Annotated in this window: 23 protein-coding genes and 1 pseudogene; 7 read left to right on the top strand and 17 right to left on the bottom strand. The window is 73.5% G+C overall.

What is annotated here, in order from left to right; genetic code table 11:
• Positions 1-15: 15 nt before the first annotated feature.
• The 5 genes and pseudogenes from QFZ64_RS11075 to QFZ64_RS11055 all read right to left on the bottom strand — a co-directional run bounded on the left by QFZ64_RS11075 (position 16) and on the right by QFZ64_RS11055 (position 5,060).
• Positions 16-309 carry a hypothetical protein gene (locus QFZ64_RS11075; RefSeq protein ID WP_307064712.1) on the bottom strand — a complete coding sequence of 98 codons (294 nt, stop codon included), beginning with the start codon at positions 307-309 and terminating at the stop codon, positions 16-18.
• A 141-nt stretch (positions 310-450) separates the two neighbouring features.
• Entirely contained in the window at positions 451-1,284 is an 834-nt protein-coding gene (locus tag QFZ64_RS11070; protein ID WP_307064711.1) for a hypothetical protein, read from the bottom strand.
• A gap of 171 nt (positions 1,285-1,455) precedes the next feature.
• Positions 1,456-2,418 carry an N-acetylmuramoyl-L-alanine amidase gene (locus QFZ64_RS11065; RefSeq protein ID WP_307064710.1) on the bottom strand — a complete coding sequence of 321 codons (963 nt, stop codon included), beginning with the start codon at positions 2,416-2,418 and terminating at the stop codon, positions 1,456-1,458.
• 130 nt (positions 2,419-2,548) lie between these two features.
• Positions 2,549-3,184 (bottom strand): annotated as a pseudogene (locus QFZ64_RS11060) (class I SAM-dependent methyltransferase); the annotation flags it as partial.
• A 103-nt stretch (positions 3,185-3,287) separates the two neighbouring features.
• The gene (locus QFZ64_RS11055) at positions 3,288-5,060 is read right to left on the bottom strand and encodes an MFS transporter (RefSeq protein ID WP_307064708.1); all 1,773 of its coding nucleotides are present in this window, start codon (positions 5,058-5,060) and stop codon (positions 3,288-3,290) included.
• A 335-nt stretch (positions 5,061-5,395) separates the two neighbouring features.
• On the opposite strand from QFZ64_RS11055, the gene QFZ64_RS11050 reads away from it, so the two are divergent.
• Positions 5,396-6,823, top strand: a complete 1,428-nt coding sequence (locus QFZ64_RS11050) for an MFS transporter (protein WP_307064707.1) — start codon at positions 5,396-5,398, stop codon at positions 6,821-6,823.
• Positions 6,824-6,859: 36 nt separating this feature from the next.
• On the opposite strand, the gene QFZ64_RS11045 is transcribed toward QFZ64_RS11050, so the two are convergent.
• The 4 genes from QFZ64_RS11045 to QFZ64_RS11030 are packed head-to-tail and all read right to left on the bottom strand — an operon-like array spanning position 6,860 to position 10,666.
• Complete coding sequence (locus QFZ64_RS11045) at positions 6,860-7,501, bottom strand: response regulator transcription factor (protein WP_307064706.1); 642 nt, start codon at positions 7,499-7,501, stop codon at positions 6,860-6,862.
• Positions 7,498-8,889 (bottom strand): sensor histidine kinase, encoded by a 1,392-nt coding sequence (locus tag QFZ64_RS11040; protein ID WP_307064705.1) that lies wholly within the window; start codon positions 8,887-8,889, stop codon positions 7,498-7,500. The genes QFZ64_RS11045 and QFZ64_RS11040 overlap by 4 nt, the downstream gene beginning before the upstream one ends.
• 17 nt (positions 8,890-8,906) lie before the next feature.
• Positions 8,907-9,626 (bottom strand): ABC transporter permease, encoded by a 720-nt coding sequence (locus QFZ64_RS11035; RefSeq protein WP_307064704.1) that lies wholly within the window; start codon positions 9,624-9,626, stop codon positions 8,907-8,909.
• The gene (locus QFZ64_RS11030; protein ID WP_307064703.1) at positions 9,626-10,666 is read right to left on the bottom strand and encodes an ABC transporter ATP-binding protein; all 1,041 of its coding nucleotides are present in this window, start codon (positions 10,664-10,666) and stop codon (positions 9,626-9,628) included. Before QFZ64_RS11030 ends, QFZ64_RS11035 begins: the two co-directional genes overlap by 1 nt.
• 170 nt (positions 10,667-10,836) lie before the next feature.
• On the opposite strand from QFZ64_RS11030, the gene QFZ64_RS11025 reads away from it, so the two are divergent.
• Positions 10,837-11,694, top strand: coding sequence for a MaoC family dehydratase (locus tag QFZ64_RS11025; RefSeq protein ID WP_307064702.1), 858 nt, complete (start codon positions 10,837-10,839; stop codon positions 11,692-11,694).
• A 137-nt stretch (positions 11,695-11,831) separates the two neighbouring features.
• Here the strand turns inward: QFZ64_RS11025 and QFZ64_RS11020 are convergent, their stop codons facing one another.
• Both QFZ64_RS11020 and QFZ64_RS11015 read right to left on the bottom strand, forming a co-directional pair.
• Complete coding sequence (locus QFZ64_RS11020; RefSeq protein ID WP_307064701.1) at positions 11,832-11,996, bottom strand: hypothetical protein; 165 nt, start codon at positions 11,994-11,996, stop codon at positions 11,832-11,834.
• A 47-nt stretch (positions 11,997-12,043) separates the two neighbouring features.
• Positions 12,044-13,462, bottom strand: a complete 1,419-nt coding sequence (locus tag QFZ64_RS11015) for a hypothetical protein (protein ID WP_307064700.1) — start codon at positions 13,460-13,462, stop codon at positions 12,044-12,046.
• Positions 13,463-13,903: 441 nt separating this feature from the next.
• Between QFZ64_RS11015 and QFZ64_RS11010 the strand changes: the two genes are divergently transcribed.
• Genes QFZ64_RS11010 through QFZ64_RS11000 form a run of 3 tightly spaced genes read left to right on the top strand, consistent with a single transcriptional unit; the run spans position 13,904 to position 16,325 of the window.
• Positions 13,904-14,803 carry a Nif3-like dinuclear metal center hexameric protein gene (locus tag QFZ64_RS11010; RefSeq protein ID WP_307064699.1) on the top strand — a complete coding sequence of 300 codons (900 nt, stop codon included), beginning with the start codon at positions 13,904-13,906 and terminating at the stop codon, positions 14,801-14,803.
• Positions 14,800-15,543: a zinc ribbon domain-containing protein gene (locus QFZ64_RS11005; RefSeq protein ID WP_307071650.1), complete on the top strand. Its 744-nt coding sequence runs from the start codon at positions 14,800-14,802 to the stop codon at positions 15,541-15,543. The genes QFZ64_RS11010 and QFZ64_RS11005 overlap by 4 nt, the downstream gene beginning before the upstream one ends.
• 50 nt (positions 15,544-15,593) lie before the next feature.
• Positions 15,594-16,325: a histidine phosphatase family protein gene (locus QFZ64_RS11000; RefSeq protein ID WP_373430585.1), complete on the top strand. Its 732-nt coding sequence runs from the start codon at positions 15,594-15,596 to the stop codon at positions 16,323-16,325.
• A 16-nt stretch (positions 16,326-16,341) separates the two neighbouring features.
• On the opposite strand, the gene eda is transcribed toward QFZ64_RS11000, so the two are convergent.
• Positions 16,342-16,998 carry a bifunctional 4-hydroxy-2-oxoglutarate aldolase/2-dehydro-3-deoxy-phosphogluconate aldolase gene (gene eda / locus QFZ64_RS10995; RefSeq protein WP_307064698.1) on the bottom strand — a complete coding sequence of 219 codons (657 nt, stop codon included), beginning with the start codon at positions 16,996-16,998 and terminating at the stop codon, positions 16,342-16,344.
• A gap of 142 nt (positions 16,999-17,140) precedes the next feature.
• Positions 17,141-17,932 carry a peroxide stress protein YaaA gene (gene yaaA / locus QFZ64_RS10990; protein ID WP_307071649.1) on the bottom strand — a complete coding sequence of 264 codons (792 nt, stop codon included), beginning with the start codon at positions 17,930-17,932 and terminating at the stop codon, positions 17,141-17,143.
• Between the two features lie 354 nt (positions 17,933-18,286).
• Here yaaA and QFZ64_RS10985 point away from each other — a divergent pair, with 354 nt between their 5' ends.
• Both QFZ64_RS10985 and QFZ64_RS10980 read left to right on the top strand, forming a co-directional pair.
• On the top strand, positions 18,287-19,141 hold the full coding sequence (locus QFZ64_RS10985) for an AraC family transcriptional regulator (protein WP_307064697.1): 855 nt from the start codon (positions 18,287-18,289) through the stop codon (positions 19,139-19,141).
• Positions 19,142-19,146: 5 nt separating this feature from the next.
• Positions 19,147-20,094, top strand: coding sequence for a DMT family transporter (locus QFZ64_RS10980; RefSeq protein ID WP_307064696.1), 948 nt, complete (start codon positions 19,147-19,149; stop codon positions 20,092-20,094).
• On the opposite strand, the gene QFZ64_RS10975 is transcribed toward QFZ64_RS10980, so the two are convergent.
• The 4 genes from QFZ64_RS10975 to QFZ64_RS10960 all read right to left on the bottom strand — a co-directional run bounded on the left by QFZ64_RS10975 (position 20,091) and on the right by QFZ64_RS10960 (position 24,352).
• Positions 20,091-20,519 carry an XdhC family protein gene (locus QFZ64_RS10975; RefSeq protein WP_307064695.1) on the bottom strand — a complete coding sequence of 143 codons (429 nt, stop codon included), beginning with the start codon at positions 20,517-20,519 and terminating at the stop codon, positions 20,091-20,093. The two genes, QFZ64_RS10980 and QFZ64_RS10975, sit on opposite strands and share 4 nt — an antisense overlap.
• 85 nt (positions 20,520-20,604) lie before the next feature.
• The gene (locus QFZ64_RS10970; RefSeq protein ID WP_307064694.1) at positions 20,605-22,785 is read right to left on the bottom strand and encodes a xanthine dehydrogenase family protein molybdopterin-binding subunit; all 2,181 of its coding nucleotides are present in this window, start codon (positions 22,783-22,785) and stop codon (positions 20,605-20,607) included.
• Between the two features lie 38 nt (positions 22,786-22,823).
• Positions 22,824-23,813 (bottom strand): xanthine dehydrogenase family protein subunit M, encoded by a 990-nt coding sequence (locus QFZ64_RS10965; RefSeq protein ID WP_307064693.1) that lies wholly within the window; start codon positions 23,811-23,813, stop codon positions 22,824-22,826.
• Entirely contained in the window at positions 23,810-24,352 is a 543-nt protein-coding gene (locus tag QFZ64_RS10960; RefSeq protein ID WP_307064692.1) for a (2Fe-2S)-binding protein, read from the bottom strand. The genes QFZ64_RS10965 and QFZ64_RS10960 overlap by 4 nt, the downstream gene beginning before the upstream one ends.
• Positions 24,353-24,440: the final 88 nt, after the last annotated feature.

Raw genomic sequence — 24,440 nt, 5'->3', positions numbered from 1 at the left:
CCGGGCCCGGCGGGTTCAGTGCCGCTGTATCCGGCGGGCGATGGCGTGCCCGATGAACAGGTAGACGACCGCGGCCAGGCCGTAGCCCGCGACCACCCGCGCCCACGCCTCGTCGAACGTGAACAGGTCACGTGACCAGCCGGCCAGCCAGCGGGCCACGTCATGGACGAACTGCACCAGGGAGTTGCCCGGGTTCGCGTCCAACAGGTACATCAGGATCCAGAGACCCAGTATCAGGGCCATGACATCCGCGACGATCGCGATGACCGTCCCGGCCTCGTTCGTACTGCTGCGATATCGAGGGGACATACCTTGCGGATTGCCGCCGGCCGCCGTATGAAACCCAACGGCTCCGATGTGCCCGGCAGTTGCGGGTGAACCGCGACGGCCCCCCGCCCGGTGGGGCGAGGGGCCGTGCGGTGGTGCGGTGTCGTGCGGAGGGCTTTCGCCTCAGCCGCGCTGGATGCCGCTGGTGTCCTGAAGGACACCGCGCCGGCCGTCCTGCGTCTGCGCCACCAGCGCGGCACCGCGCTGCTCGACCGCCAGGTACCAGGTGCCCGGGGCGAGTTCGGCGATCTGGCCGCCGGAGTTGTCCTCCGCGAACAGCGGACGCGTCACCGGCACCGCGAACCAGAACGGCGAGAAGTCCCCGCCCGGCTGAGGCGCCTGCGGCTGGGGTGCCTGGGGCTGGGGCGCCGGGGGCTGCTGCCCGTACGGCTGCCCCGGCTGCGGCTGCCCGCCGAACGGCGGCTGCTGGGCACCCGGGTAGCCGTAGCCGGCGGGCGGCTGGGCGGCACCGTAGGGCTGCGGGGCGGGCGGGCGCGGGGCGCCGATGAGCGCACCCTTCAGCGCGGGCACCAGCGGCGTGGCGACCGCGGCGGCGGCCATCACGAGGGCGCCGATGAGGCCGAGGATCAGACCGACACCGGGGTCGACGCCGTCGCTCGCGCCGGCGAAGTTGTCGAAGCCGCCCACGGGGTCGAAGATGTTCCCGATCGCGCTCCACGCGGCGAACACCGTCAGGGCGACGCCGAACTGCCCGAGGTCCAGACCGAGGACCTTCGGCACCTGCGGCAGCCCCCGGGCGACCACGATGAGTGCGGCGCCGATGATGCCGGCGAGGAAGACGCTCAGCAGGAGCGGTCCGTTGCCCCAGGCGCTGGGGATGTCGGCACTGTCCGGGGCGCCGTCGAACGAGTAGTTGTCGAGGAACGACGCGATGAACAGCAATACCGCTGCTCCGATCACCACGCCGTCGCCTCTAGTGAGAGAGCGGATATTCACTTCAGGTCCTTCGTCAGTCGTCTCGTCACCGGCATCGTGGGAGGCGTCGCTGTCACCATGTCGCCAAAGCCTCGCGGCCGCGGTGTGAAGCGCGGGGGGTGGCCCCTCATCGTTAGGAGGACACTATCGTCCGTCTGACATGGGTGTCCGCCCGGCGCCGTGCCACCGCCACTACCCGCGCAGGAAACCCACAATTCCCTCGGACATTCCCTCCGCCGCCTTCTGCCGCCAGGCCCCGCTGGTCAGCAACGCCGCGTCCTTGCTATCGCGCATGTTGCCGCATTCGATGAACACCTTGGGAACCGTTGACAGATTGAGACCCCCGAGATCCTTCCGTACGTCCAGGCCGGTACCGCCGCCTATGTAGTTCGAGGGAGCAGCGCCGGTGGCACGGGCGAAGTCGTCCTTGATCCGCACGCCCAGGTCGCGCGAAGGACCGGCGATCGCGCGGGTGTCCGCGGCACCGTCGTGCACCGCGCCCGGCAGGATGACGTGGAAGCCGCGGTTGCCGGCCGCCGAGCCGTCGGCGTGGATGGAGATCGCGGCGTCCGCGTGTGCCTTGTTGCCGATCTCCGCGCGCTCGGTCACGCACGGCCCCCACGGCCGGTCGCCGTCGTGCGTCAGCTTCACGGTGGCGCCCTGCTCCTCCAGCAGCGTCCGCAGCCGGCGGGACACGTCGAGGGTGAAACGGGCCTCGGGATAACCGGCGTCGGTGGCGGTGCCGGTGGTGTCGCACTCCTTGGAGTTGGTGCCGATGTTCACCTGACGGTTGATCTCGGTGGGGTGCTTGAAGTTGCCCAGGTTGTGGCCGGGGTCGATGACGACGACCTTGCCCTTGAGCGAACCGGAGCCGCTCGTCCGCCCGGTCGCGGACGGGGAGCCCGCGCCCTTGTCGCCGCTCTCGCCGCCGCCCTTGTCACCGCCCTCGTCACCCGGGGCGGACGGGGCGGCGGAGTGCCCCGAGGCACCTGCCGCCTGCGCGGACGGCCCGGATCCGCCGGAGTCGCCCACCACCTCGTAGACCAGCCAGCCCGCCAGCGCGGCGGGCACCAGCGCGGCCAGCGCCACGGTGAACGGGCCGCGCCGGGGGCGGCGTTGCGGAACGGGCTCGAACTCTGGACCGAGGTACGACACGACGACGAGCCTATCGGCGCGCGGCGGCGACGTCGTGCGGACCGGGAGCGTCGTCCGGGGCGTGCCCGGTTCGCCCCGCCCGGTCCGCCTGCCCCGCCTGTGCGGCCCGTTCTCCCCGCCCCGCCTCCGCGGTCCGTCGCAGTACGCGCAGTGAGCCCGTCGCGGACACCTCCGTGAACCCGCCCGACTCCAGCGCCCGGAGGTAGACCCGGTACGGGGCCTGTCCGGTGAACTCGTCCTCCACCACCGGGAACACGTCGTGCAGGACGAGGAGGCCGCCCACGGCGACATGGGGCGCCCAGCCCTCGTAGTCGGCGCCCGCGTGCTCGTCGGTGTGCCCGCCGTCGACGAAGACCAGGCCGAGCGGGGAGTTCCACAGCGCGGCGATCCGCGGGGAACGGCCGACCAGGGCGACGACGTGGTCCTCCAGACCCGCCCGGTGCAGGGTGCGGCGGAACGTCGGCAGGGTGTCCATCAGGCCGACCTCGGGGTCGACCGTCTCCGGGTCGTGGTACTCCCAGCCCGGCTGCTGCTCCTCGCTGCCACGGTGGTGGTCGACGGTGAGCGCGGTCACACCGGCGTCGCGGGCGGCGTCGGCGAGGAGGATCGTCGAGCGGCCGCAGTACGTGCCGACCTCCAGCAGCGGCAGCCCGAGCCGCCCGGCCCCGACGGCGGCCGCGTACAGCGCGAGCCCCTCGTCGGTGGGCATGAACCCCTTCGCCGCCTCGAACGCGGCCAGGATCTCGGGGTTCGGTGCCGGTGGCATGGGGGTCTCCCTCGGACGGTGCACGGGTGCCCCATGCTGCCGCACCCCCCGCCGGAGACCGACGGGGGGTGCGGGGTGTCGCGGGCGTGGGTGGACGCCGGGATCAGGCCGTGACCGTCTCGCCCGGCAGCGACCGGTCCTCCCCGGGCACCGGCAGCGCCAGGTCCAGGTCGACCGAGCGGTCGTCGCCCGCGTGCGTGGCGCGGGAGGCGTGCGGGCCGTGCCCGGCGGCCTTGGCGGCCAGCACGTACGGGCCCTCGGCCGGTACGGCGAGCGCGTAGCTGCCGTCGGCCTCGGTGAGCGTCGCGCCCGCCTGGCGGCCCCGGCGGTCGATCAGGGTGACCCGGGCCCGGGGGACCGGGTCGCCGGCGGCGTCCAGGACCCGGCCGCGGAAACCGCCGCCGAGCAGCTCCCGGGCGCGCTGCAGGGCCGAGTCCTCCTCGCTGTCCGCCACCAGCACCGGCGTGGTGGCGGGCCGGCGGCCGGGCAGGAAGAGGGCCAGCACCAGACCGACGACGACCGCGCCGGTCGCGATCAGGAACGAGACCCGGAAGCCGTGCATCGTCGGCAGGACGGCGCCGTTCGCGTGGGTGGCGCTGTTGGCGAGGACCATGCCGATGACCGCGCTGGAGGTGGAGGTGCCGATGGAGCGCGCCAGGGTGTTCAGGCCGTTGGCGGCGCCCGTCTCGGAGGCCGGGACCGCGCCCACGATCAGCGCGGGCAGGGAGGAGTAGGCCAGACCGATGCCGGCGCCCAGGACGACGGAGGTGATGACCGTCTGCCAGGGCGCGCTCATCAGACCCAGCCCGGCGCCGTAGCCGACCGCGATGATCAGCATGCCGAGGATCAGGGTGACCTTGGGGCCGAACCGGGCGGACAGCCGGGCGTAGACGGGGGCGGTGAGCATCATGGTCAGGCCCAGCGGCGCCACGCACAGACCGGCGACGACCATGGACTGGCCGAGGCCGTACCCGGTCGACTTCGGGAGCTGGAGCAGCTGCGGCAGGACCAGGGAGACGGCGTAGAAGGCGACACCGACCATGACCGAGGCGAGGTTGGTGAGCAGCACCTCGCGGCGGGCGGTGGTGCGCAGGTCGACCAGCGGTGCCTTCAGCCGCAGCTCCATGATGCCCCACAGCAGCAGGACGACGAGCGCGGCGGCGAACAGGCCGAGCGTGTGGCCCGAGGTCCAGCCCCAGTCGCTGCCCTTGGTGATCGGCAGCAGGAGCAGCACGAGGCCGACGGACAGGCCGAGCGCGCCGACCGCGTCGAAGCTGCCCTCGGCACGCATCGGGGACTCCGGCACGGCGACGAGGGTGAGCACGATGCAGAGGACGCCGAGCGCGGCGGAGCCGAAGTAGAGGGCGTGCCAGTCGGTGTGCTGGGCGACCAGGGCGGCGGCGGGCAGCGCGAGTCCGCCGCCGACGCCGATCGAGGAGCTCATCAGGGCCATGGCCGAGCCGAGCCGCTCACGGGGCAGCATGTCGCGCATCAGGCCGATGCCGAGCGGTATCGCGCCCATGGCGAAGCCCTGGAGGGTACGGCCGACGATCATCGGCACGAGCGCGCTGGTGAAACCGCTGATCAGCGCGCCGACGACCATCACGGCGAGGCTGAACAGCAGCATCTTGCGCTTGCCGTAGAGGTCACCGAGCCGGCCCATGATCGGCGTGGCCACGGCGCCGGAGAGGAGGGTGGAGGTCAGGACCCAGGTCGCGTTGCCCGCGGAGGTGTGCAGCAGGACGGGCAGATCCTTGATGACGGGGACCAGCAGCGTCTGCATCACCGCGACGACGATGCCCGCGAAGGCGAGCACCGGCACGACCGCGCCTCCGGTCGCTGCCCGGGAGGGCCGGTCGGTCGACGTGTGCGTCATGAAAAAAGGCCTCCAGGCCAGGAAGGGTTGATCGGACGATCAAGTGGTCCGGCGATGCCGCGGTCCGACGGGGCGGGCGATCCGGCGATCCAAGAGCCGGCGCAGGACCAGATGATCGGGAAGTGGGTTACGTGCAGGGAGAACCTTGTATGCATGGGCAACTATTCCGATGCTTCGGGACACTAACGAAATCTTGACCGTCTTTAAGGTTTCATGGTGATCCGATGACCTTCCGGGCCGGGGCGGAGGCCGGGACGGCCGGCTGCCCCGGGGGAGCCGCGGGGTCGCGGCGAAATGCCGATGCGACTGTCAGTGGTCGCTGCGAGCATGGCCGCATGCTCCGAGCTGTGTCAGACACCCGTACACCGTCCTCCAGGACCGCCCCGCCCGCCTGGGCGGTGGTCGCGCTCGCCTGCGCCGGGCAGTTCCTCGTCGTCCTGGACGTGTCCGTGGTCAACGTGGCGCTGCCGTCCATGCGCACCGACCTGGGGCTCAGCGCGCCGGGACTGCAGTGGGTGGTCAACGCCTACGCCATCGCCTTCGCCGGGTTCATGCTGCTCGGCGGGCGGGCCGGGGACCTCTACGGGCGCAAGCGGATGTTCGTGGTCGGGCTCGGCCTGTTCACGCTGGCCTCGCTCGCCGGGGGCCTCGCCCAGGACGGCTGGCAGCTCCTGTTGGCCCGGGCGGTGCAGGGCCTCGGCGCGGCGGTCCTCGCGCCCTCCACGCTCACCCTGGTCACCTCGGCGGTCCCGCAGGGCGCCGCCCGGGCGCGGGCGATCGCCACCTGGACCGCGGTCGGGGCGGGCGGCGGCGCGGCGGGCGGGCTCGTCGGCGGGGTGCTGGTGGACGCGCTGTCCTGGCGCTGGGTACTGCTGATCAACGTGCCCGTCGGCGCGGTCGTCCTGGCCGGCGCGGCCCGCGGCCTGCGGGAGAGCCGGGCCGGGGACGGCCGGCGGCCGGACGTGGCGGGCGCCGTACTGGTCACGGCCGGCCTGGCGACCCTGGCCTACGGGATCGTACGGACCGAGGCGCACGGCTGGACGGACCCCGGGACCCTGGCCGCCCTCGGCGCGGGGCTCGCCCTGGTCGCGGCGTTCCTCGCGGTGGAGGCCCGGACGACGGCGCCGTTGATGCCGCTCGGGCTGCTGCGGCTGCGCTCGGTGGCGTCGGCGAACGCGGCGATGTTCGTGTGCGGCTCGGCGATGTTCTGCATGTGGTTCTTCATGACCCTCTACGCGCAGAACGTGCTCGGCTACAGCCCGCTGGAGGCCGGTTCCGCGCTCATACCCAGCTCGCTGGCGGTCCTGCTGGGCTCGAAGGGGGCGCCCTGGCTGATGCCGTCCCTGGGGGCGCGCAATGTGGCGGTGCTCGGCACGCTGGTGGCGGCGGCCGGCTTCGGATGGCAGTCGACGATGACGGCCGACGGCGGCTACGTCATGTCGATCATGCTGCCGGGGGTGCTGATGATGCTGGGCGCGGGCCTCGCGGCCACCCCGCTCGCCTCCCTGGCCACCTCGGGGGCGGCGGCGTCCGACGCCGGCCTGGTGTCCGGCCTCGTCAACACCTCTCGCACGATGGGCGGTTCGCTGGGCCTCGCGGTCATGTCGACGATCGCGGCGACCCGCACCGGGGGCCGCACCACGGGCGCCGCCCTGACCGAGGGCTACGCGCTGTCGTTCCGGGTGAGCGCGGTCGTACTGCTGGCAGGGGCGGCGGTCATGGCGGTGTGGCTGCCGGGGAGGCGGGCGACGGCGCACGTGTGACCGTCGGTTCGCGGAGGGCAGGGCGGGCGGGGCGGGTCACAGCCAGCCCTGGTGGCGGGCCTCCCGGAGCGCCTCCGTGCGGTTGCGGGTGCTCGTCTTGCCGATGACCGACGACAGGTAGTTGCGCACCGTCGACTCCGACAGATGGAGCCGGGCGGCGATGTCGGCGACCGTCGCCCCGTCCGCCGAACCGCGCAGGACGTCGCACTCGCGGGGCGTCAGCGGATTGGGCCCCGCGCTCAGGGCCGCCGTGGCCAGGGCCGGGTCCACGACGCTCTCGCCCGCCAGCACCCGGCGGATCGCGGCGGCCAGCTCCTCCACCGGTCCGTCCTTGACCAGGAACCCCGCCGCGCCCGCCTCCATGGCCCGGCGCAGATAGCCCGGACGCCCGAACGTGGTCAGTATCAGCACCCGGCACCCGGGCACCCGCACGCGCAGTTCCGCCGCCGCGTCCAGGCCGCTCATGCCCGGCAGCTCGATGTCGAGCAGCGCCACGTCCGGCCGGTGGTCCAGCGCGGCGGCCACGATCGCGTCGCCCGTCGAGACCTGGGCGACCACCTCCAGGTCGTCCTCCATGCCGAGCAGCAGGGCAAGCGCGCCGCGCATCATCCCCTGGTCCTCGGCGAGCAGCACACGGACGGACTCGGTACGGGGCTCGGTACGGGGCGTCTCGGTCACGGTCCCAGAGTACGAGCAGCCGCCCCGGGCGACGTGGTCGCGAACCCCTCCCCGCCGCCGGACGGGTCCGTCAGCTCCTCCGTGTCCCGGGGGAGTTCGGCGGTGACCGTGAAGCCGCCGCGCGGTGACGGGCCGGCCCGCAGCGCACCGCCCGCCGCCGCGAGGCGCTCGGTGAGCCCCTTCAGACCGGTGCCGCCCGCCGAGGAGGTCGTGCCCTCGCCGCCGTCACCGCCACCGCCGCCCCCGTCGTCGGTGACCGTCAGCCGGATCCGCTCGGCCGAGGACGCCCCGTCGACGGCGATCTCGCACCGCCGCGCCCCGCTGTGCCGCACGGCGTTGGTGACCGCCTCGCGCACCACCCAGCCCAGCAGCGCCTCCGCCCCCGGGGCCAGCGGCGCCCCCGACCGGCGGACGACGGGCTCGATGCCGGCCGCGGTCAGCGCCGAGGACGCCCGGTCCAGCTCGGTGGCGAGACTGCCCTCGCGGTACCCGGTCACCGCCTCCCGGATCTCCGTCAGCGCCTGTCGGCCGACCGCCTCGATGTCGGTGACCTGCGACAGCGCCGCGTCCAGGTCCCGCGGCGCCAGCCGCCGCGCGGCCTCCGACTTGACGACGATCACCGACAGCGTGTGCCCGAGCAGATCGTGCAGATCGCGGGAGAACCGCAGCCGCTCCTCCTCCACCGCCCGCCGCGCCAGCTCCTCGCGCGCCGCCCGCAACTGCCGCACCGCCTCCGACAGGGAGAGGATCGCGGCCGTCACCATCGTCGACAGGAACGTGCCGTAGGAGACGCCGATCGCGTCCCAACCTCCGCGCAGCGCGGCGACGACGGTCGCCAGCGCGGTCAGCCCGAGGGCGTACCTGCCGAGCCACGGCCCCCGCACCACCGCCCCTGTCGCCAGTCCGAGCAGCGGGAAGAACAGCAGCCAGTTGCCGCCGTACCCGAGGGCCAGGGCGCACGTCAGCAGGCTCATCACCACCAGCGCCACCCGTGTGGAGCGGGCCTCGCGCGTCACCGCATGGAAGGCGCGGAACACCACGTAGATGTAGAGCGAGTTGAAGGTCAGCAGACCCAGGCCGCCGATCCACGGGTTGGGCGTCTGGCCCTGGAACAGGTTGGAGAACGCGCCCATCCCCATCAGCAGCCACGGCAGCAGGGAGAAGCCGGTGGGCGGCGGGCCCGGGTTCTCGGGCCACCGCCCGGCCCTGCGGGCCGCCTTCTGGTCGGCCTGCCACCGCCGGCGCTCCTCCCAGTACGCCGCGAGCACCGACCGCCAGGCCCGCCGCCGTCGGCAGGCGCTCCGTGTCTCCGTCGTCCCCGTCGTCCCCGTCGTCCCTGTTGTCCCTGTTGTCCCCGTCGCCATGGTCACCCTCGTCGTCCTCGTCATGTTCCGCGCTCCCCGGGTCACACGGTCCTCCCGGACCGGCGGTAGGCCAGTACGGCGTAACCACCGAACACCAGCAGCCAGGCCGTCAGGACGAGTACGGCCCCGGCCGTCGGCGAGTGCCCGTCGGCCACCGCCGTGCCGAGCTGCGCGATGCGGCTGGTCGGGGTGTACGCGGAGACCGCGCGCAGCCAGTGCGGGAACAGCTCGACGGGGAACCACAGCCCGCCGACCACCGAGAGCCCCAGATTGCACATCATGTTCGTCACGGCCGTGGTCTGCGCGGTCAGCCGGTAGCCGTTGCCCAGCCCCAGCAGCGTGAACGGCACCGACCCCAGCCACAGCAGCAGCGCGATCGCCGCCCACTGCCACACGTCGAGCCGTACGCCGTTGACGACACCGCCCGCCAGCAGTACCGCGACGATCGCCGGCAGCACCGTCACGCCACCGGTCAGCGCCCTGCCCACGACCACCTGGCGCGGTGTCATCGGCGTCACCCGGAGCTGCCGCAGCCAGCCGATCGCCCGGTCCTCGGCGACCCCGCCGCCGGTGCTGAGCGCGGAGCCGACCGCGCCGTACGCCGCCATGCCGACCATCGCGGCGGCCTTCCAGTCGCCGTCGGCACCGCCGCCGACGTTGGTGAACAGCAGGTACATCATCACCGGCATCACGACCCCGCCGATGACGAAGCCGACGTCACGCAGCGTCCGGCGCACCTCGAGCCACAGGTAGTCCCACATCAGTCCGTCTCCGTCCCGTGCCGCGGCTCCCGCGCCTCATGGGGCGAGGCGTCCTCATGGGGTGAGGTGTCCGCCGTCAGCGCCAGGAACGCCTCGTCCAGGGAGGCCGGGACGACCTCCAGGCGGCGTATCGCGTCCCGCCGCGCCAGCGCCACCACCGTGGCGTCCGAGTCGTCCGTGCGCAGCCGCACCCGGCCCCCGCGCACCTCCACCGACCGCACGCCCGGCAACGATTCCAGGTCCCCCGTCTCGTTCCCCGCCAGGTCGAAGGCGACGAGGGTGCCGCCCGCCGCGCGCTTGAGCTGCTCGGCGGTGCCGTCGGCGACGATCCGGCCGTGGTCGACGACCACGATCCGGTCCGCGTGCGCGTCGGCCTCCTCCAGGTAGTGCGTGGAGAACAGCACCGTGCGGCCGTGCCGGGCGCGCATCGACGCCCAGAACGCGTGCCGCGCCTCCACGTCGAGCGCGGCGGTGGGCTCGTCCAGCACGAGCAGCTCGGGGTCGCCCGCCAGTGCCACGGCGAACCGCACCCGCTGGGTCTGCCCGCCGGACAGCCGGTCCACCCGCCGCGCGGCGAGCTCCCCGATGCCGGCCAGCTCCAGCGCCTCGGCGACGGGGAGCGGGGCCGGATAGCGTCCGGCCACGAAGGAGACCAGCTCCCGCACCGTGACCCGGGGCACCGCCCGTGCCTCCTGCAGCATCGCGCCGACCCGCCCGGCCCGCACCGCCGCCTCGGGGGAACCGCCGAACAGCTCCACCGCGCCGCCGTCCGGTGCGTTCAGCCCCAGCAGCAGGGAGATCGCGGTGGACTTCCCGGCGCCGTTGCGGCCCAGCAGCGCGACGGTCTCGCCCGGCCGTATCCCCAGGTCGATCCCGTCGACGGCACGGACCTCGCCGAAGGTCTTGACGGCCCCGGTGAAGGAGACGGCGAGAGCCCGCTCGCGCGCGGCGGAGCCCGGAGTCCCGGCGGGCTCGTGCACATGCCGGGCGGGTGCGGGCGCGCCGTCCGCTGTCCTCGTGGTGCCCTCGGTCGTGGTCATGTTCCGAAGGTAGGGGCGACGGGCGGCCTCCGGCAGTGTCGGTCGTACGCTCTTGGCCGGGACAAATGTCACGGGCCCCGGGGAATCCCCGGTTCCGCCGGCCCACGGCCCGGCCCTCTCCGACGGCCCCCCGCCGAGCCCCTCCGCGCCCCACCCCAGGAGCCGCCCCCATGCCCCTCGACGCCGCCCGGGCCGTCGCCGCCGCGCCCCGTACCCGCGAGCTCGCCTGGACCGCCAAGGACGTGCAGCTCTACCACCTCGCCCTCGGCGCCGGCGTCCCCGCGACCGACCCCGGCGAGCTGCGCTACACCCTGGAGACACGGCTGCACGTCCTGCCCGCCTTCGCCACCGTCGCGGGCGGCGGGGAGCCCGGGGTGATCGCCGCCCTGTCCGTCCCCGGCGTCGACGTGGACCTCGCCGCCGTCCTGCACGCCGGCCAGAGCCTCACCGTCCACCGCCCGGTGCCCGTCACGGGCCGCGCGTCCGCCACCTCGCGGATCACCGCCGCGTACGACAAGGGCGGTGCGGCCCTGCTGGTCCAGCGCACGGACGTCGCCGACGCCGAGGGGCCGCTGTGGACCGACGAGGCGCTGGTCCACGTACGCGGCGAAGGCGGCTGGGGCGGCGAGCGCGGCCCCTCCGCCCGCCCCGCACCACCGTCCGGCGCCCCCGACCTGGTCGTCGACCGGCCGGTGCGCGAGGACCAGGCGTTGCTCTACCGCCTGACCGGCGACCTCAACCCGCTCCACGCCGACCCGGGGTTCGCCGCGCACGCCGGCTTCGAACGGCCCGTCCTGCACGGTCTGTGCACGTACGGCATGACGCTCAAGGCGGTCGTCGACACGCTCCTCGACGGCGACGTCACCCGGGTCCGCGCGTACACGACACGGTTCGCCGGGGTGGCGTACCCGGGCGAGACCCTGCGCCTGCGCATGTGGCGCACGCCGGGCGCGGTACGGGTGACGGTGGGCGCGGTGGAGCGGACGGAGGCGCCCGTCCTCGCGGACACGACGGTCACCCATTCCTGAACATACGACGGCCCCGCCCGTGACGAAACGATGAACGAACGTACGAGCGGGGCCGGCCGAGGCCAGACGTCAGCCGTTACGCGTGAGCGTGACGCGTGATGCGTGACGCGTCGCAATGTCTGACATCACGTCATGCGTCAGGCTGCCGTCCGTCCGGACGACTCCTCGCCGTCCCGGCGGTGCCGGCCACGTGGCTGCGTCTCCGCGTCCTGCGCGGAGACCGGGCCCCGGTGCCGGCCGTGTCCCGTCGCCTGCTGACTCTCGGCGCCGGGCGGCTGCGTGCTGGTGCTGATGTCGTTCATGGGAAGTCTTCACCCCGTAGAAAAGATCCTTTTACAGCCGGGTGATCCTATCGGCCGTCGGTGACGACCGCAGAGACGACCACATGACGGGCAGCCCTCAACAGACCCCCCGCGAAGGGCTCCGGCTCCCCTTCCCGCAAAGGCGGTCGGGGCGACTCGCGGGGCCGCGTCACACCCAGCGGGGCCTGCTGCAACGGCACCGGACGGGTGGCGGGACCGGCGGTCTCCGACGGTGCCGCGGCACCCTCGTGCGTGTCGGACCCCGGGCCGGGCGCGGGCCCGTCGCCGCCCTCGGCCGAGGGCGAAGCGTTACGGCGCTGTGACGCTTCCGCGACGGGCTGCGCCAAGGCCGCGGACGGCGCGGAGGACGCGGGCTGCGCCGCCGGCGCCGTCAGCCGGGCCACCGAGCAGGGCGCCGCGGGCGTCGCGCAGGGCAGGTGCAGCTCGCCCTCGCGGGTCCAGCGGCCGGTGCCCGGCAGCCAGCCCTCGGGCGCCGGCACGTGCTGGAGCCGCCGCTCGGCCGGACGCCACAGGCCGAGCCAGGACCCGCCCGCGCCGTCGACCCGCAGGGCCACCGCGCAGCCTTCCGGTGTCAGGATCTGCCCCGGCTGGATCGCGAACGGCGTCACCTCGCACCCCTCCACCCGCAGGCACTCCGGGAACCTGACCGGCAGCGTGCTGCCCAGGACGCCCCAGCCGAGCCGCTCCCGGCCGGGGGAGGGCGCGTCGGAGCGGATCAGCAGCAGGCCGCTGTCGGCGTCGGCGAGCAGCAGCCGGTCGTCGCTGTCCTCCGCGATCTGCAGCAGCGGCGACATCTCGCCGCCCCGCTCCAGATCCACCACCACCGTCTTCGTACGGCCGTCCCGGGTGCGGTCCAGGGCCAGCATGCGGCCGGTCGCATCCAGCCAGACCCCGCCCGAGCAGTGGCCGGGTACCTCGGCGAGATGCTCGGGTCCGAAGTCGCCGCCCGCGATCAGCCAGACCGCCGTGGAGTCCGGGCCGGCGGCGAGGGCGTAGGCCCGGGTGCCGGCCGGGGAGGGCGGCAGCAGCCGCAGGACGGTGCCGGGCTCCGCGCACTCGACCGAGCCGAGCGCGAGCTCCCCGGTGCCGGGGCCGGTCGGGTACAGCAGGGAGAACGTGTGCAGGGCGCCGGGGAGTTCGCGTGCGGCCCGGTGCACCAGCACCCGCCCATCGGTCAGCGGCAGCACCTCGGTGCCGGGCTCCTCCGGCCGGTCGGTCGGGAGCGGCACGGCGTACGGCTCCGGGCCGTCCAGCGTCCAGCGCTCGGCGTGCCGGGACCCGCCGCGCCGGGTCAGCCGGGCGGCGTAGGACCCGTCGACGGCGAGGACACAAGGGCTCGGCGTCTCGGCCGGCGGTGGTGGGGGAGAGGGCGCCTCAGGGGTGGGCGAAGAAGAACCCTCGGACCCGCGTAGGGCGACTCCGAGGGAGGTACTGCCCGTGATCATTCGGTCACCTCCGGCGACGACGCTAGTTTTCCCATCCACCCCGAGCACCCGACGAACCTCCGCTTTCACACATACGGGTACTGAAGAACGGTTTCTCCAGGTAACGGCTCCCCAATGTGCTGAGACCAACCCCCACCCCCCCAGGGGCGCGGGGAACTGCGCAACGCGAGCCACGGCCACCCCGCACGGCCCGGCTAGGGGGACCCTCGGCCTACTTCAGGGGCGCGGGGAACTGCGCAACGCCAGCTACGGCCACCCCGCACGGCCCGGCCAGGGGGCAGCCCCACCCTCCCCAGGGGCGCGGGGAACTGCGCGACGTGCACTGCGGCCACCCCGCACCGTCCCCCGGGGGCAACCACCGCCGGCCCAGGGGCGCAGCCCCACCCCGGGCGACCCCGATCCCCACCAGCCCCAGCGGCAGCGCCCAGGTAGCCTTGCCCCGTGCCCCGTCTCTCACAAGTCATCGAAGCGCTGGAAGCGCTCTGGCCCGCCACCCGCGCGGAGTCCTGGGACGCGGTCGGCACGGTCGTGGGCGACCCGGACCGCGAGGTCACCCGCGTCCTGTTCGCCGTGGACCCGGTCCAGGAGATCGCCGACGAGGCCGTCCGCCTCGGCGCGGACCTCCTCGTCACCCACCACCCCCTCTACCTGCGCGGCACGACCACCGTCGCGGCGTCCACCTTCAAGGGCCGCGTCGTGCACACCCTCATCAAGAACGACGTCGCCCTGCACGTCGCCCACACCAACGCCGACACCGCCGACCCCGGCGTGAGCGACGCCCTCGCCGGCGCGCTCGACCTCCGCGTCGTACGCCCCCTCGTGCCGGACCCGTCCGACCCCGGCGGCCGCCGCGGACTGGGCCGCGTCTGCGCGCTCGACCACCCGCTCACCCTCCGCGAGTTCGCCGCCCACGCCGCCGCGAGGCTGCCCGCGACCGCGCAGGGCATCCGCGTGGCCGGCGACCCGGACGCGACCCTCCGTACGGTCGCCGTCAGCGGCGGTTCGGGCGACAGCCTGTTCGACGCCGTACGGGCGGCCGACGTCGACGCGTTCCTCACCGCGGACCTGCGCCACCACCCGGTGAGCGAGGCCCGCGCCCACAGTCCCCTCGCGCTGCTCGACGCGGCGCACTGGGCCACCGAGTGGCCCTGGTGCGAGCTGGCCGCCGGCCAGCTCGACGAGGTCTCCGACCGGCACGGCTGGGACCTCCGCGTCCACGTGTCCAAGACGGTCACCGACCCCTGGACCGCCCACGCGGCATCCACGCCGTCGAACACCTCGAACACCCCAAGCACCCCGAACACTCCGAACACTCCGACCATCGCAGGAGCCCCCAACTGAACGCCGCGCCCGCCGACCAGATCCGCCTCCTCGACGTCCAGGGCCTGGACGTCCGTCTCCAGCAACTGGCGCACCGGCGGAAGTCGCTGCCCGAACACGCCGAGATCGAGACGCTGACGAAGGACCTCGCCCAGCTCCGCGACCTGCTCGTCGCCGCGCAGACCGAGGAGAGCGACTGCGCCCGCGAGCAGACCAAGGCCGAGCAGGACGTGGACCAGGTGCGCACCCGCGCCACCCGCGACCAGCAGCGCCTGGACTCCGGCGCCGTCACCTCGCCCAAGGACCTGGAGAACCTCCAGCGCGAGATCACCTCCCTCGCCAAGCGCCAGGGCGACCTGGAGGACGTCGTCCTGGAGGTCATGGAGCGCCGCGAGTCCGCGCAGGAGCGGGTCGGCGAGCTGACCGGGCGGGTCACCTCCGTCCAGTCGAAGATCGACGACGCGACCGCGCGCCGTGACGCCGCGTTCGAGGAGATCGACGCCGAGGCCGCCTCGGTGACCAAGGAGCGCGAGGTCGTCGCGGGCGCGGTCCCGGCCGACCTGCTCAAGCTGTACGACAAGCTGCGCGCACAGCAGGGCGGCATCGGCGCGGCCAAGCTGTACCAGCGCTCCTGCCAGGGCTGCCGGCAGGAGCTGGCGATCACCGAGCTGAGCGAGATCCGCTCGGCGGCGCCGGACACGGTCGTACGCTGCGAGAACTGCCGCCGCATCCTGGTGCGCACGGCGGAGTCGGGCCTGTAGGGACGACGGGGGTGGGGGGAACCACGGCGGCAGCGGACGCGGACACAGCCGTGAACGCGGACGCGACCGCGGACGACGCACCGCGCAGCGGCAGCGACCGCACCCCCTCACTCCCGCCCCCCGACCTCGGCGCCCCCTGCACCCTCCTCCTGCTCCGGCACGGGGAGACGCCGCTCACCCCGCTCAAACGGTTCTCCGGCAGCGGCGGGGACGACCCCGCGCTCTCCGCGGCGGGCCGCCGCCAGGCCGAACGGACCGCCGCCGCACTGGCCGCCGGCCCTGACGCGGTGCGGACCGCCGGTCACGCCGCCGCACCGGAGGCCGTGGTCTCCTCCCCGCTGGCCCGCTGCCGTGAGACCGCCGGTGCCGTGGCCGCGCGGCTCGGTGTGGACGTCGCCGTCGAACCCGGCCTGCGCGAGACCGACTTCGGTGCCTGGGAGGGGCTGACGTTCGGCGAGGTGCGCGCGCGGTACCCCGAGGACATGGCGGCCTGGCTCGCCGACCCCGGGGCCCGGCCCTCCGGCGGCGGCGAGAGCTTCGCGGAGGTCGCCCGCCGGGTGGACGCGGCCCGGCACCGGCTCGTCACCGCGTACGCGGGCCGCAGGGTGCTGCTGGTCAGTCACGTCACGCCGATCAAGACCCTCGTACGGCTGGCCCTGGGCGCCCCGCCCGAGGCGTTGTTCCGCATGGAACTGTCGGCGGCCTCGCTGTCGGAGGTGGCGTACTACGCGGACGGCAACGCGAGCGTCCGCGTCCTGAACGACACCTCGCACCTGCGCTGAGTGCCGTCGGCCGGGATCACGGGCGCAGGGCCGCCGCCTCCCGGGCCAGCCGCTCGACGCGGGCCCAGTCGCCCGCCGCCACCGCGTCCGCCGGAATCATCCAACTGCCGCCCACACAACCGACGTTGGGCAGCGCGAGATACTCGGGCGCGGTGCCGGGACCGATGCCACCGGTGGGGCAGAACCGGGCCCCGGAGAGCGGCCCGGCGAGCGACTTGAGGTAGGCGGTGCCGCCCGCGGCCTCGGCGGGGAAGAACTTCATCTCCCTCACCCCCCGCTCCAGCAGTGCCACGACCTCCGAGGCGGTCGACACCCCCGGCAGGAACGGCACCCCGGCGGCGGACATGGCCGCCAGCAGGGTCTCCGTCCAGCCCGGGCTGACCAGGAACCGCGCCCCGGCCTCGACGCAGGCCGTCACCTGCGCGGGGGTCAGCACGGTGCCGGCGCCGACCACCGCGTCCGGTACCGCGTCGGCCACCGCGCGGATCGCCTCGAGCGCGGCCGGGGTCCGCAGGGTCACCTCGATCGCGGGCAGCCCCCCGGCGACGAGCGCCCGCGCGAGCGGTACGGCGTCGGCGGCGTCGTCGACGACGACCACGGGCAGCACGGGCGCGAGGTCGAGAACGGAGGCGGGCAGGGCGGCGGCGGGCGACGGGGGCACGGCGGAGGACATGCCCTCATCCTGCCGAGCGAACGCACCCTGCGCAAAGCCCGTTGCGCGGAATGCAACGCGCACACTGCGCGCACCGTGCGCATCCGCCGCACCCGCACACCCCACCCCGTCCCGCACACCCCACCCCGTCCCGCACGCCCCCTCAGTGCACCTGCTCCACCAGCACGTCCAACGACCAGCCCCGCCCCTTCCCGCCCGGCGCCTCCGCCTCGACCACGTACCCCAGGTCCCGCAGCGCCGTGACCAGCTCGGCGGGGTCCTTCGGCGCGGCCCCGTCGGCCAGCAGACTCCGTACGATGCGGCCCTTGGTCGCCTTGTTGAAGTGGCTGACCACCTTCCGGGTCGGCGCGTGCAGCACCCGCACGGACGCCGTCCGCTCCGCGACCGCACCCGTCGGCTTCCACGCCGCCGCGTACGCCGACGACCGAAGGTCGAGCACCAGCCCGTCCCCGGCCGCTTCGGGCAGCACCGAGGCCATCGCGGCCCGCCAGTGCGCGCCCAGCGCCCCGACCCCCGGCAGCCGTACGCCCATGGAGCAGCGGTAGGACGGAATCCGGTCGGTCACCCGCACCGCGCCCCACAACCCCGAGAAGACCAGCAGCGACCGGCCCGCGCGCCGCCTGGCCGCCGGGTCGAGGGAGCCGAGGCCGAGGGCGTCGTAGAGCACGCCCGTGTAGATGTCCCCGGCGGGCCGCGCTCCCGCCGTGCGCAGCCCGGCGTTCCTGGCGACCTCGCCCCGCAGCCCCTCGCTCAGCCCGAGCACCTCGCGCGCCTTTTCTCCGTCCCCGGCGGCCCCGGCGCACAGCTCGACCAACGCGTCGAGCACGGCAGCCCGCGCCTCGGCGAGCCCCGGCAGTGACAGCGACTCCGGCTTCAACGGAGCGCCACGCCCCGAATCGGCCTTGCCCTCGGAGGGCGGCAACAGGACGAGCACGGCTTCTTTCTCCTTCACACGAGCATTGGGGCTCCGCGCCAGCGTACGGGGGCCGCGCCGCCGTGCCACGCTCGAGGGAACGGTTCCCGATCCCGTGGACAGGTGATCTTCCGATGCCCGAGCCCGACGAGCGGCAGAAGGAGGGGCGCGACATGGCGAACACGCGGCCGACCGGGCCCCGCCACGACCGCCCGCCGTCCCGCCGCCGACAGTGACAACCCGCACGACGGATCTCGTGGCACGCGCCCGGGCCGGCGAGACCGAAGCCTTCGAGTGCCCGCCCCACCCCCGGGATGAACACCGCCCGGTCCCGCGTTGCATGCTGATGGACGACGAGAACGGGGCACGGGGGCGATGGCCGCACGGGAACAGGCACTGTGGACGCGGGCGCGGCTCGGACGCGACGGTCCCGTGCTCGATCTGCTGACGGCCCGGTTCGACCGGCACGTCTACGCCCCGCACGCGCACGCCGAGTTCACCATCGGCGTCAGCATCGGTGGCTCGGAGAGCATCGACTACCGCGGCGGCCGCCTCCGCACCGGCCCCGGTTCTGTCATCGTCCTCGCCCCCGGTGAGATGCACACCGGCGGCCCCTCCGCCCCGACCGGCGGCTTCGCCTACCGCGCCGTGTACGCCACGCCCGACCTCCTCGCCGACGGCAGCGCGGGCGCCGGCCCGCCGCACTTCCGCGAGGGACTGCTCGACGACCCCGAGCTCGCCGAGGCGCTGCGCACCGCGCACGCCGAGCTGAGCGCCTGCCCCGACCCGCTGGAGGTAGAGTCCCGGCTGCCCTGGCTGCTCACCGCCCTGGCCCGCCGCCACTCCACGGCCCGCCCGGCCGCCGACGCCCTCCCCGGCACCGGCGCCGAGCGGATCGCCCGCGCCGTACGGGACCGGCTCGCCGACGAGCTCACCGCCCCGCCCACCCTGGCCGGTCTCGCCGCCGAACTGGACCTCTCCCGTTACCAGTTGCTGCGCGCCTTCCGCACCGCCACCGGCATCCCGCCCTACGCCTGGCTCGCCCAGTACCGGGTGACCCGGGCGCGGGGCCTGCTGGAGGCCGGGCTGCGCCCCGCCGAGGTGGCCCCGCTGGTGGGCTTCGCCGACCAGGCGCACCTCACCCGCTGGTTCCGCCGGGTGCTCGGGGTGACCCCGGCGGTGTACCGCAACAGCGTTCAAGACGAGGGGCGCGGGGCCGGGCCACAGTAGGCCGCATGACTGCACGTGGCTGGTTCCTGTTCTCCCTGATGGGAGTGGTCTGGGGCATCCCCTACCTGATGATCAAGGTGGCGGTGGATGCCCTGTCCCCGTCCTTCGTGGTGTGCGCGCGGTGTGCGCTCGGCGCGGCGCTCCTGCTCCCGTTCGCGATACGCGGGGGCGGCCTGCCCCGGGTCGTCCGCACCCACTGGCGTCCGATGCTCGCCTTCGCGTGCATCGAGATCATCGGCCCCTGGTGGACCCTGACCGACGCCGAGCGCCACCTCACCAGCTCCACCGCCGGGCTGCTGATCGCGGGCGTGCCGATCGTCGGCATCGCCCTGGCCAGGTTCTTCGGCAGCGCGGAGCACCTCGGCCCGCGGCGGCTGGCGGGACTGCTGCTGGGCCTGGCGGGTGTCACCGTCCTCACGCTCCCGCACCTGACCGGCGGTGACGCCCGCTCGCTGGCCGAGGTGCTGGTGACGGTCGTCGGCTATGCGACGGCTCCGCTGATCGTCTCCCGCCACCTCAAGGACGTGCCGACGCTGCAGCTCACCGCCCCCTGCCTGGCGCTGGCCGCCCTGGTGTACGCCCCGGCGGCGGTGGCCGGCCGGCCCGACGCGATGCCGTCCGCCCAGGTCCTGACCGCCCTCGCCGGGCTCGGCGCGATCTGCACGGCGCTGGCGTTCGTCGTCTTCCTGGAGCTGATCAAGGAGGCCGGCCCCACCCGCTCCACGGTCTTCACCTACGTCAACCCGGCGGTCGCGGTCGCCGCGGGCGCCCTCTTCCTGGACGAACACCTGACGGCCGGCGTCGTGGCCGCGTTCGCCCTGATCCTCACGGGCTCGGTCCTGGCGACAGCGGGCCCGAGAGTGGCCCCGCCGACGACGCCCGAATCGCTGCCGGCGCCGGTATTCGCACCGGGGGAGGAACGCGGTCCGCGCCGGTGTTCTGAGGCGTCCTAAGTGGTGGCCCGTACAGGCAGATCACCGTCGCGCAGGCGCCGCCCCTCCCGGCCGTTGTCCACTGCGACGAGTTCGGCGAGGATCGACAGGGCGCTCTCGGCGAGCGAAGCTCCGCCGAGGTCAAGACCGGCCGGGCCGGTCAGCTGGTCCAGTTCGGAGGCGTCGGCCAGGCGCCGCAGACGTTGTGCGTGGGTGGCCCGGCCGCCGAGCGCGGCGACGTAGCCGACGGGGCCCGCCAGAGCGGCGCGAAGAGCGCGGTCGTCGATACGCGGGTCATGGCTGAGTGTGACGACGGCGTCGCGTGCACCGAGCGGATGGTGCGCGATCCACTCGTCGGGCCAGGCACGGACGACGCCGGCGGCGCCGGGGAAGCCCCCGCGCTCGACGGTGGGCGTCGGCGAAGGGCCACACTTCGCGCAGCACACGTGCCTCTCCTCTGTCAGGTCCAGGACCAGCGTGGCAACGGCATCGGTCCGAGAGCCCCTTCGCCTGGTCGGCTCATCGCTCGGATCATTCCTCCAGCACTCGGTCCGGACGGATGGGCAGGATCCGCTGGCGGCGGCCAGTGGCGTGCCAGACGGCGTTCGCGACCGCGGCGGCCGTGCCGACGGTTCCGATCTCACCGACGCCCTTGATCCCCGAGGGGTCCCCAGGTTCGTAGTCGGGCACGAAGTCGGCCTCGATCTCGGGTACGTCGGCGTGTGCGGCGATGTGGTAGCCGGCGAAGTCCCCGTTGACGTGACGGCCGGTGGCCGGGTCACGGACGCCTTCTTCGTGCAGGGCCATCGACAGTCCCATGATCATGCCCCCGACGAGCTGACTGCGCGCGAGCAACGGGTTGACCACACGACCCACGGCGAACATCCCCAGAAGCCGCCGCACACGTACCTCGCCGGTCATCGGATCCACGGTCACTTCGCAGAAGACGGCACTGTAGGAGTGTCGTTCCATGAGGGACAGCTCAGCGAGCGACTCGGTGGTGTCGAACGAGACGGTCAGTGGCAGCGTGGCGCTGCCCAGCTGGGAGCGCAGCTTCGCCGCGGCCTCAGTGATCGCCCAGGACCAGGACGTCGTCCCCCGGGATCCACCAGCGCTCCACGCGGGACCGAGGTCGCTGTCCGCGATCAGCAGCCGGATTCTTCGAGGATCGGCGCGCAGTGCCTCGGCCGCCACTGCGGTCAAGGCGGTGCGCGCGCCGGTGCCGATGTCGCTGGCGCCGACGGCCACGGTGAAGTCCCCGTCGGCCTCGGCGGTGATCGACGCCGTCGAGGGCAACGCCCCCACGCCGAAGGAGGTGGCCGCCATCCCGGTGCCGACGAGTAGACGTCCCTCCCTCCGTGTGCGTGGGTGGTGGTCGCGTGTGGCCCAGCCGAACCGGCGAGCACCCTCCCTCAGACAGGCGACGAGGTTACGGCGGCTGAAGGGCAGGCCGGACACGGGGCCGACGGAGGGCTCGTTGCGCAGCCGGAGCTCGAGGGGGTCCATGTGCAACCGTTCCGCCACCTCGTCCATGGCGGACTCCAGCGCGAACGAACCGGGGGTCGCGCCGGGACCGCGCACCGAGTAGGGCGGCAGGATGTCGATCGGGACCGCAGTGCGCCGTGTGCGGATCGCCAGTGCGGCATAGAGCGTGTGGGAGAGTTCGGTGCAGTTCTCGAGGTAATCCGCGAGCCGGGAAACCTCGAAGGCCGCTGTGTGGTCGATGGCTCGCAACCGGCCGTCGGCATCTGCCCCGATCCGTATTCGCTGGTCGGTCGCCGGCCGCATCGAGACCGTCTGGAAGACCTGACTCCGGGTCAGGGTGACTCGTATGGGATGCTCGAACATCGTCGTGGCCATCACCGCCAGGACCAGGTGGGGGCCGCAGCCTCCTGATTTGGACCCGAAGCCGCCACCGACGTGCGGAGACTGGACGCGCACCTGTTCGGGGCCGAGGTGGAACAGTGAGGCCACGGTCATGGCGACCAGGAACGGGCCCTGGTTGGAGTCGATGATTTGCAGGCGCCCGCCTTCCCACCAGGCGGTCGCGGAGTGAGGTTCCATGGCGGCGCCGTGCACCTCGGGGGTGACGTAGTGCTCGTCGACCACCACCGCGCTCGCCGCCAGATCCATGTCTACGTCACCTACGGTTGCGTCCTCTCCGAAGAACGACGTCGCCGGACGGGCGGCCGGGTGGTCGAGTGAGAAGGTCACGTCGTGCGGTTCCTCGTCGTAAGTCACCCGCAGCGCCATGGCCGCCGACCGGGCCTGCTCCATCGTCGTCGCCACCACCAGCGCAATCGGCCGACCGGAGTGGGGGACTTCATCGCTCTGCAGCAGGTGCATGCCACCGTCCGGCCCGAAGAACGATCCTGCGTCCAGGTTCAGCCGGGGCGCGTTGCGGTGATCGATCACACCCAGCACACCGGGCATGGCCAGTGCGACGGAGGTGTCGATCTCACGGATGCGTCCGCGGGTCACCGTGGAGGTGACGACCCAGCCGTGCCACAGGTCACCCCTCGGCTCGTCCGCGGCGTAGCGCACCGCCCCGGTGACCTTGGCCGGCCCCTCGATACGGGGCCGCGCTGTGCCGACGGTTCCCAGTGGCGGTTCTCCCGTGCCGGCCGATGGGACGGAGATTCCGGCGGCACCCGGCCCGATGGTCGGGTGTCCGGCTGGTGCCGAAGACGGAGTGGTCGAGGACGCGTTCATGTACTGGTCTCCTCAGGGCGTATGACGGGGCCGGTTCGTCACACGGCCGGGTGGGCAAGCTCGGTCAGGACGGCCTCGATGAGATTGCTGGCGAGCGTGACCTTGTACGCGTTGTCGCGCAGTGGCCGCGCGGCGCGCAGTTCCGCTTCCGCGGCGGCCCGGAAGCGGTCGGCCGTGGCTGGGGCGTCTCGCAGGGCGGCCTCAGCGACGTGGGCGCGCCAGGGCCGTGAGGCCAGACCGCCGAGCGCGATCCGGACCCCCTGGACGATGCCCTCGTGGACGTCCATCGCGGCAGCGACGGACACGGTGGCGAAGGCGTAGGACGCGCGCTCGCGGACCTTGCGGTAGCGCGACTGCGGGTTCGCCGCGGCGGCCGGCAGGGTGACCGCGGTGATCAGGGCCTCCGGGGGCAGCGCCGTTTCCCGCTGCGGACTTTCCCCGACCGGCAGGTAGAACTCGGACAGCGGGATTTCGTGAGTCCCGTCCAGGGTCTCGTAGTGCACGACCGCGTCGAACGCGGCCAGGGCCACGCTCATGTCCGAGGGATGGGTTGCCACGCAGTGGTCGGACCAGCCGAGGATCGCGTGGTTGTGGTGCTCTCCGGCGATCGCGGAACAGCCGCTGCCCGGGCTGCGCTTGTTGCATGGCTGGGAGAGGTCTGTGAAGTAGCCACACCGGGTCCGCTGCAGCAGGTTGCCGCCCACCGTGGCCATATTGCGCAGTTGTCCCGACGCGCCCGCCAGCACGGCCTGACTGAGCGCCGCGTACCGGCGGCGCACCTCGGGATGGGCCGCCAGATCGCTGTTGGTCGTCGTCGCGCCGACGACGAGTCCTCCCCCGGGCGCCTCGAGGACACCGTCCAGTGGCAATCGACGCACGTCCACCAGACGGGTGGGCGTCTCGATTCCGTCCTTCATCAGGTCGACGAGATTCGTTCCGCCGCCGAGGAATCGGGCGCCGTCGTTCCCGGCGACCGCGGCAAGGGCCTCACGGACCTGCCTCGGCCGCTGGTAGCTGAACTCCTTCATCCCTTCGCCTCCTCACGGGACGCCGTCTCCAGCACGGCGCGGACGATTGACGGATACGCGCCGCACCGGCACAGGTTGCCGCTCAGACGCTCGCGCACCTCTGCGGCGTCCAACTCCGGAACCGGTCCCTCGGGGGAGATGTCGGCGGTGACCGCGCTGGGCCAGCCCGCCGCGTGCTCGGCCAGCATCCCGACCGCGGAGCAGAGCTGTCCGGGCGTGCAGTAGCCGCACTGGAAACCGTCGAGCTGTACGAAGGCCTGCTGCAACGGCCCCAGTTCACCGTCGTGCGCAAGGCCCTCGACCGTCGTGACGTTCGAGCCGTCGGCGGCCACCGCCAGTGTGAGACAGGAAACCACGCGCCGTCCGTCCAGAAGCACCGTGCAAGCTCCGCACTGCCCGCGGTCGCAACCCTTTTTCGGCCCTGTGTGACCTGTGTCCTCACGGAGCGCATCGAGCAATGTCCTTCGGTGGTCAACGGTCAGACGGTGTGTCTGATCGTTGACGCGAATATGTATCTCGCTGTGGGTCCCGCCCGTCATATCGCTTGTCCTTCCTCAGTGCAGCGAATCTCCGAACGGCACAGTCTCAGAGACTCCAGTCATTCAACCAGTTCACCGGAGAGTTGCT

It is taken from the genome of Streptomyces sp. B3I8 (genome assembly GCF_030816915.1).
GTDB lineage: Bacteria > Actinomycetota > Actinomycetes > Streptomycetales > Streptomycetaceae > Streptomyces.
The sequence above is the reverse complement of the archived record's forward strand: the minus strand, read 5'-3'. Positions and strand labels throughout refer to the sequence as shown.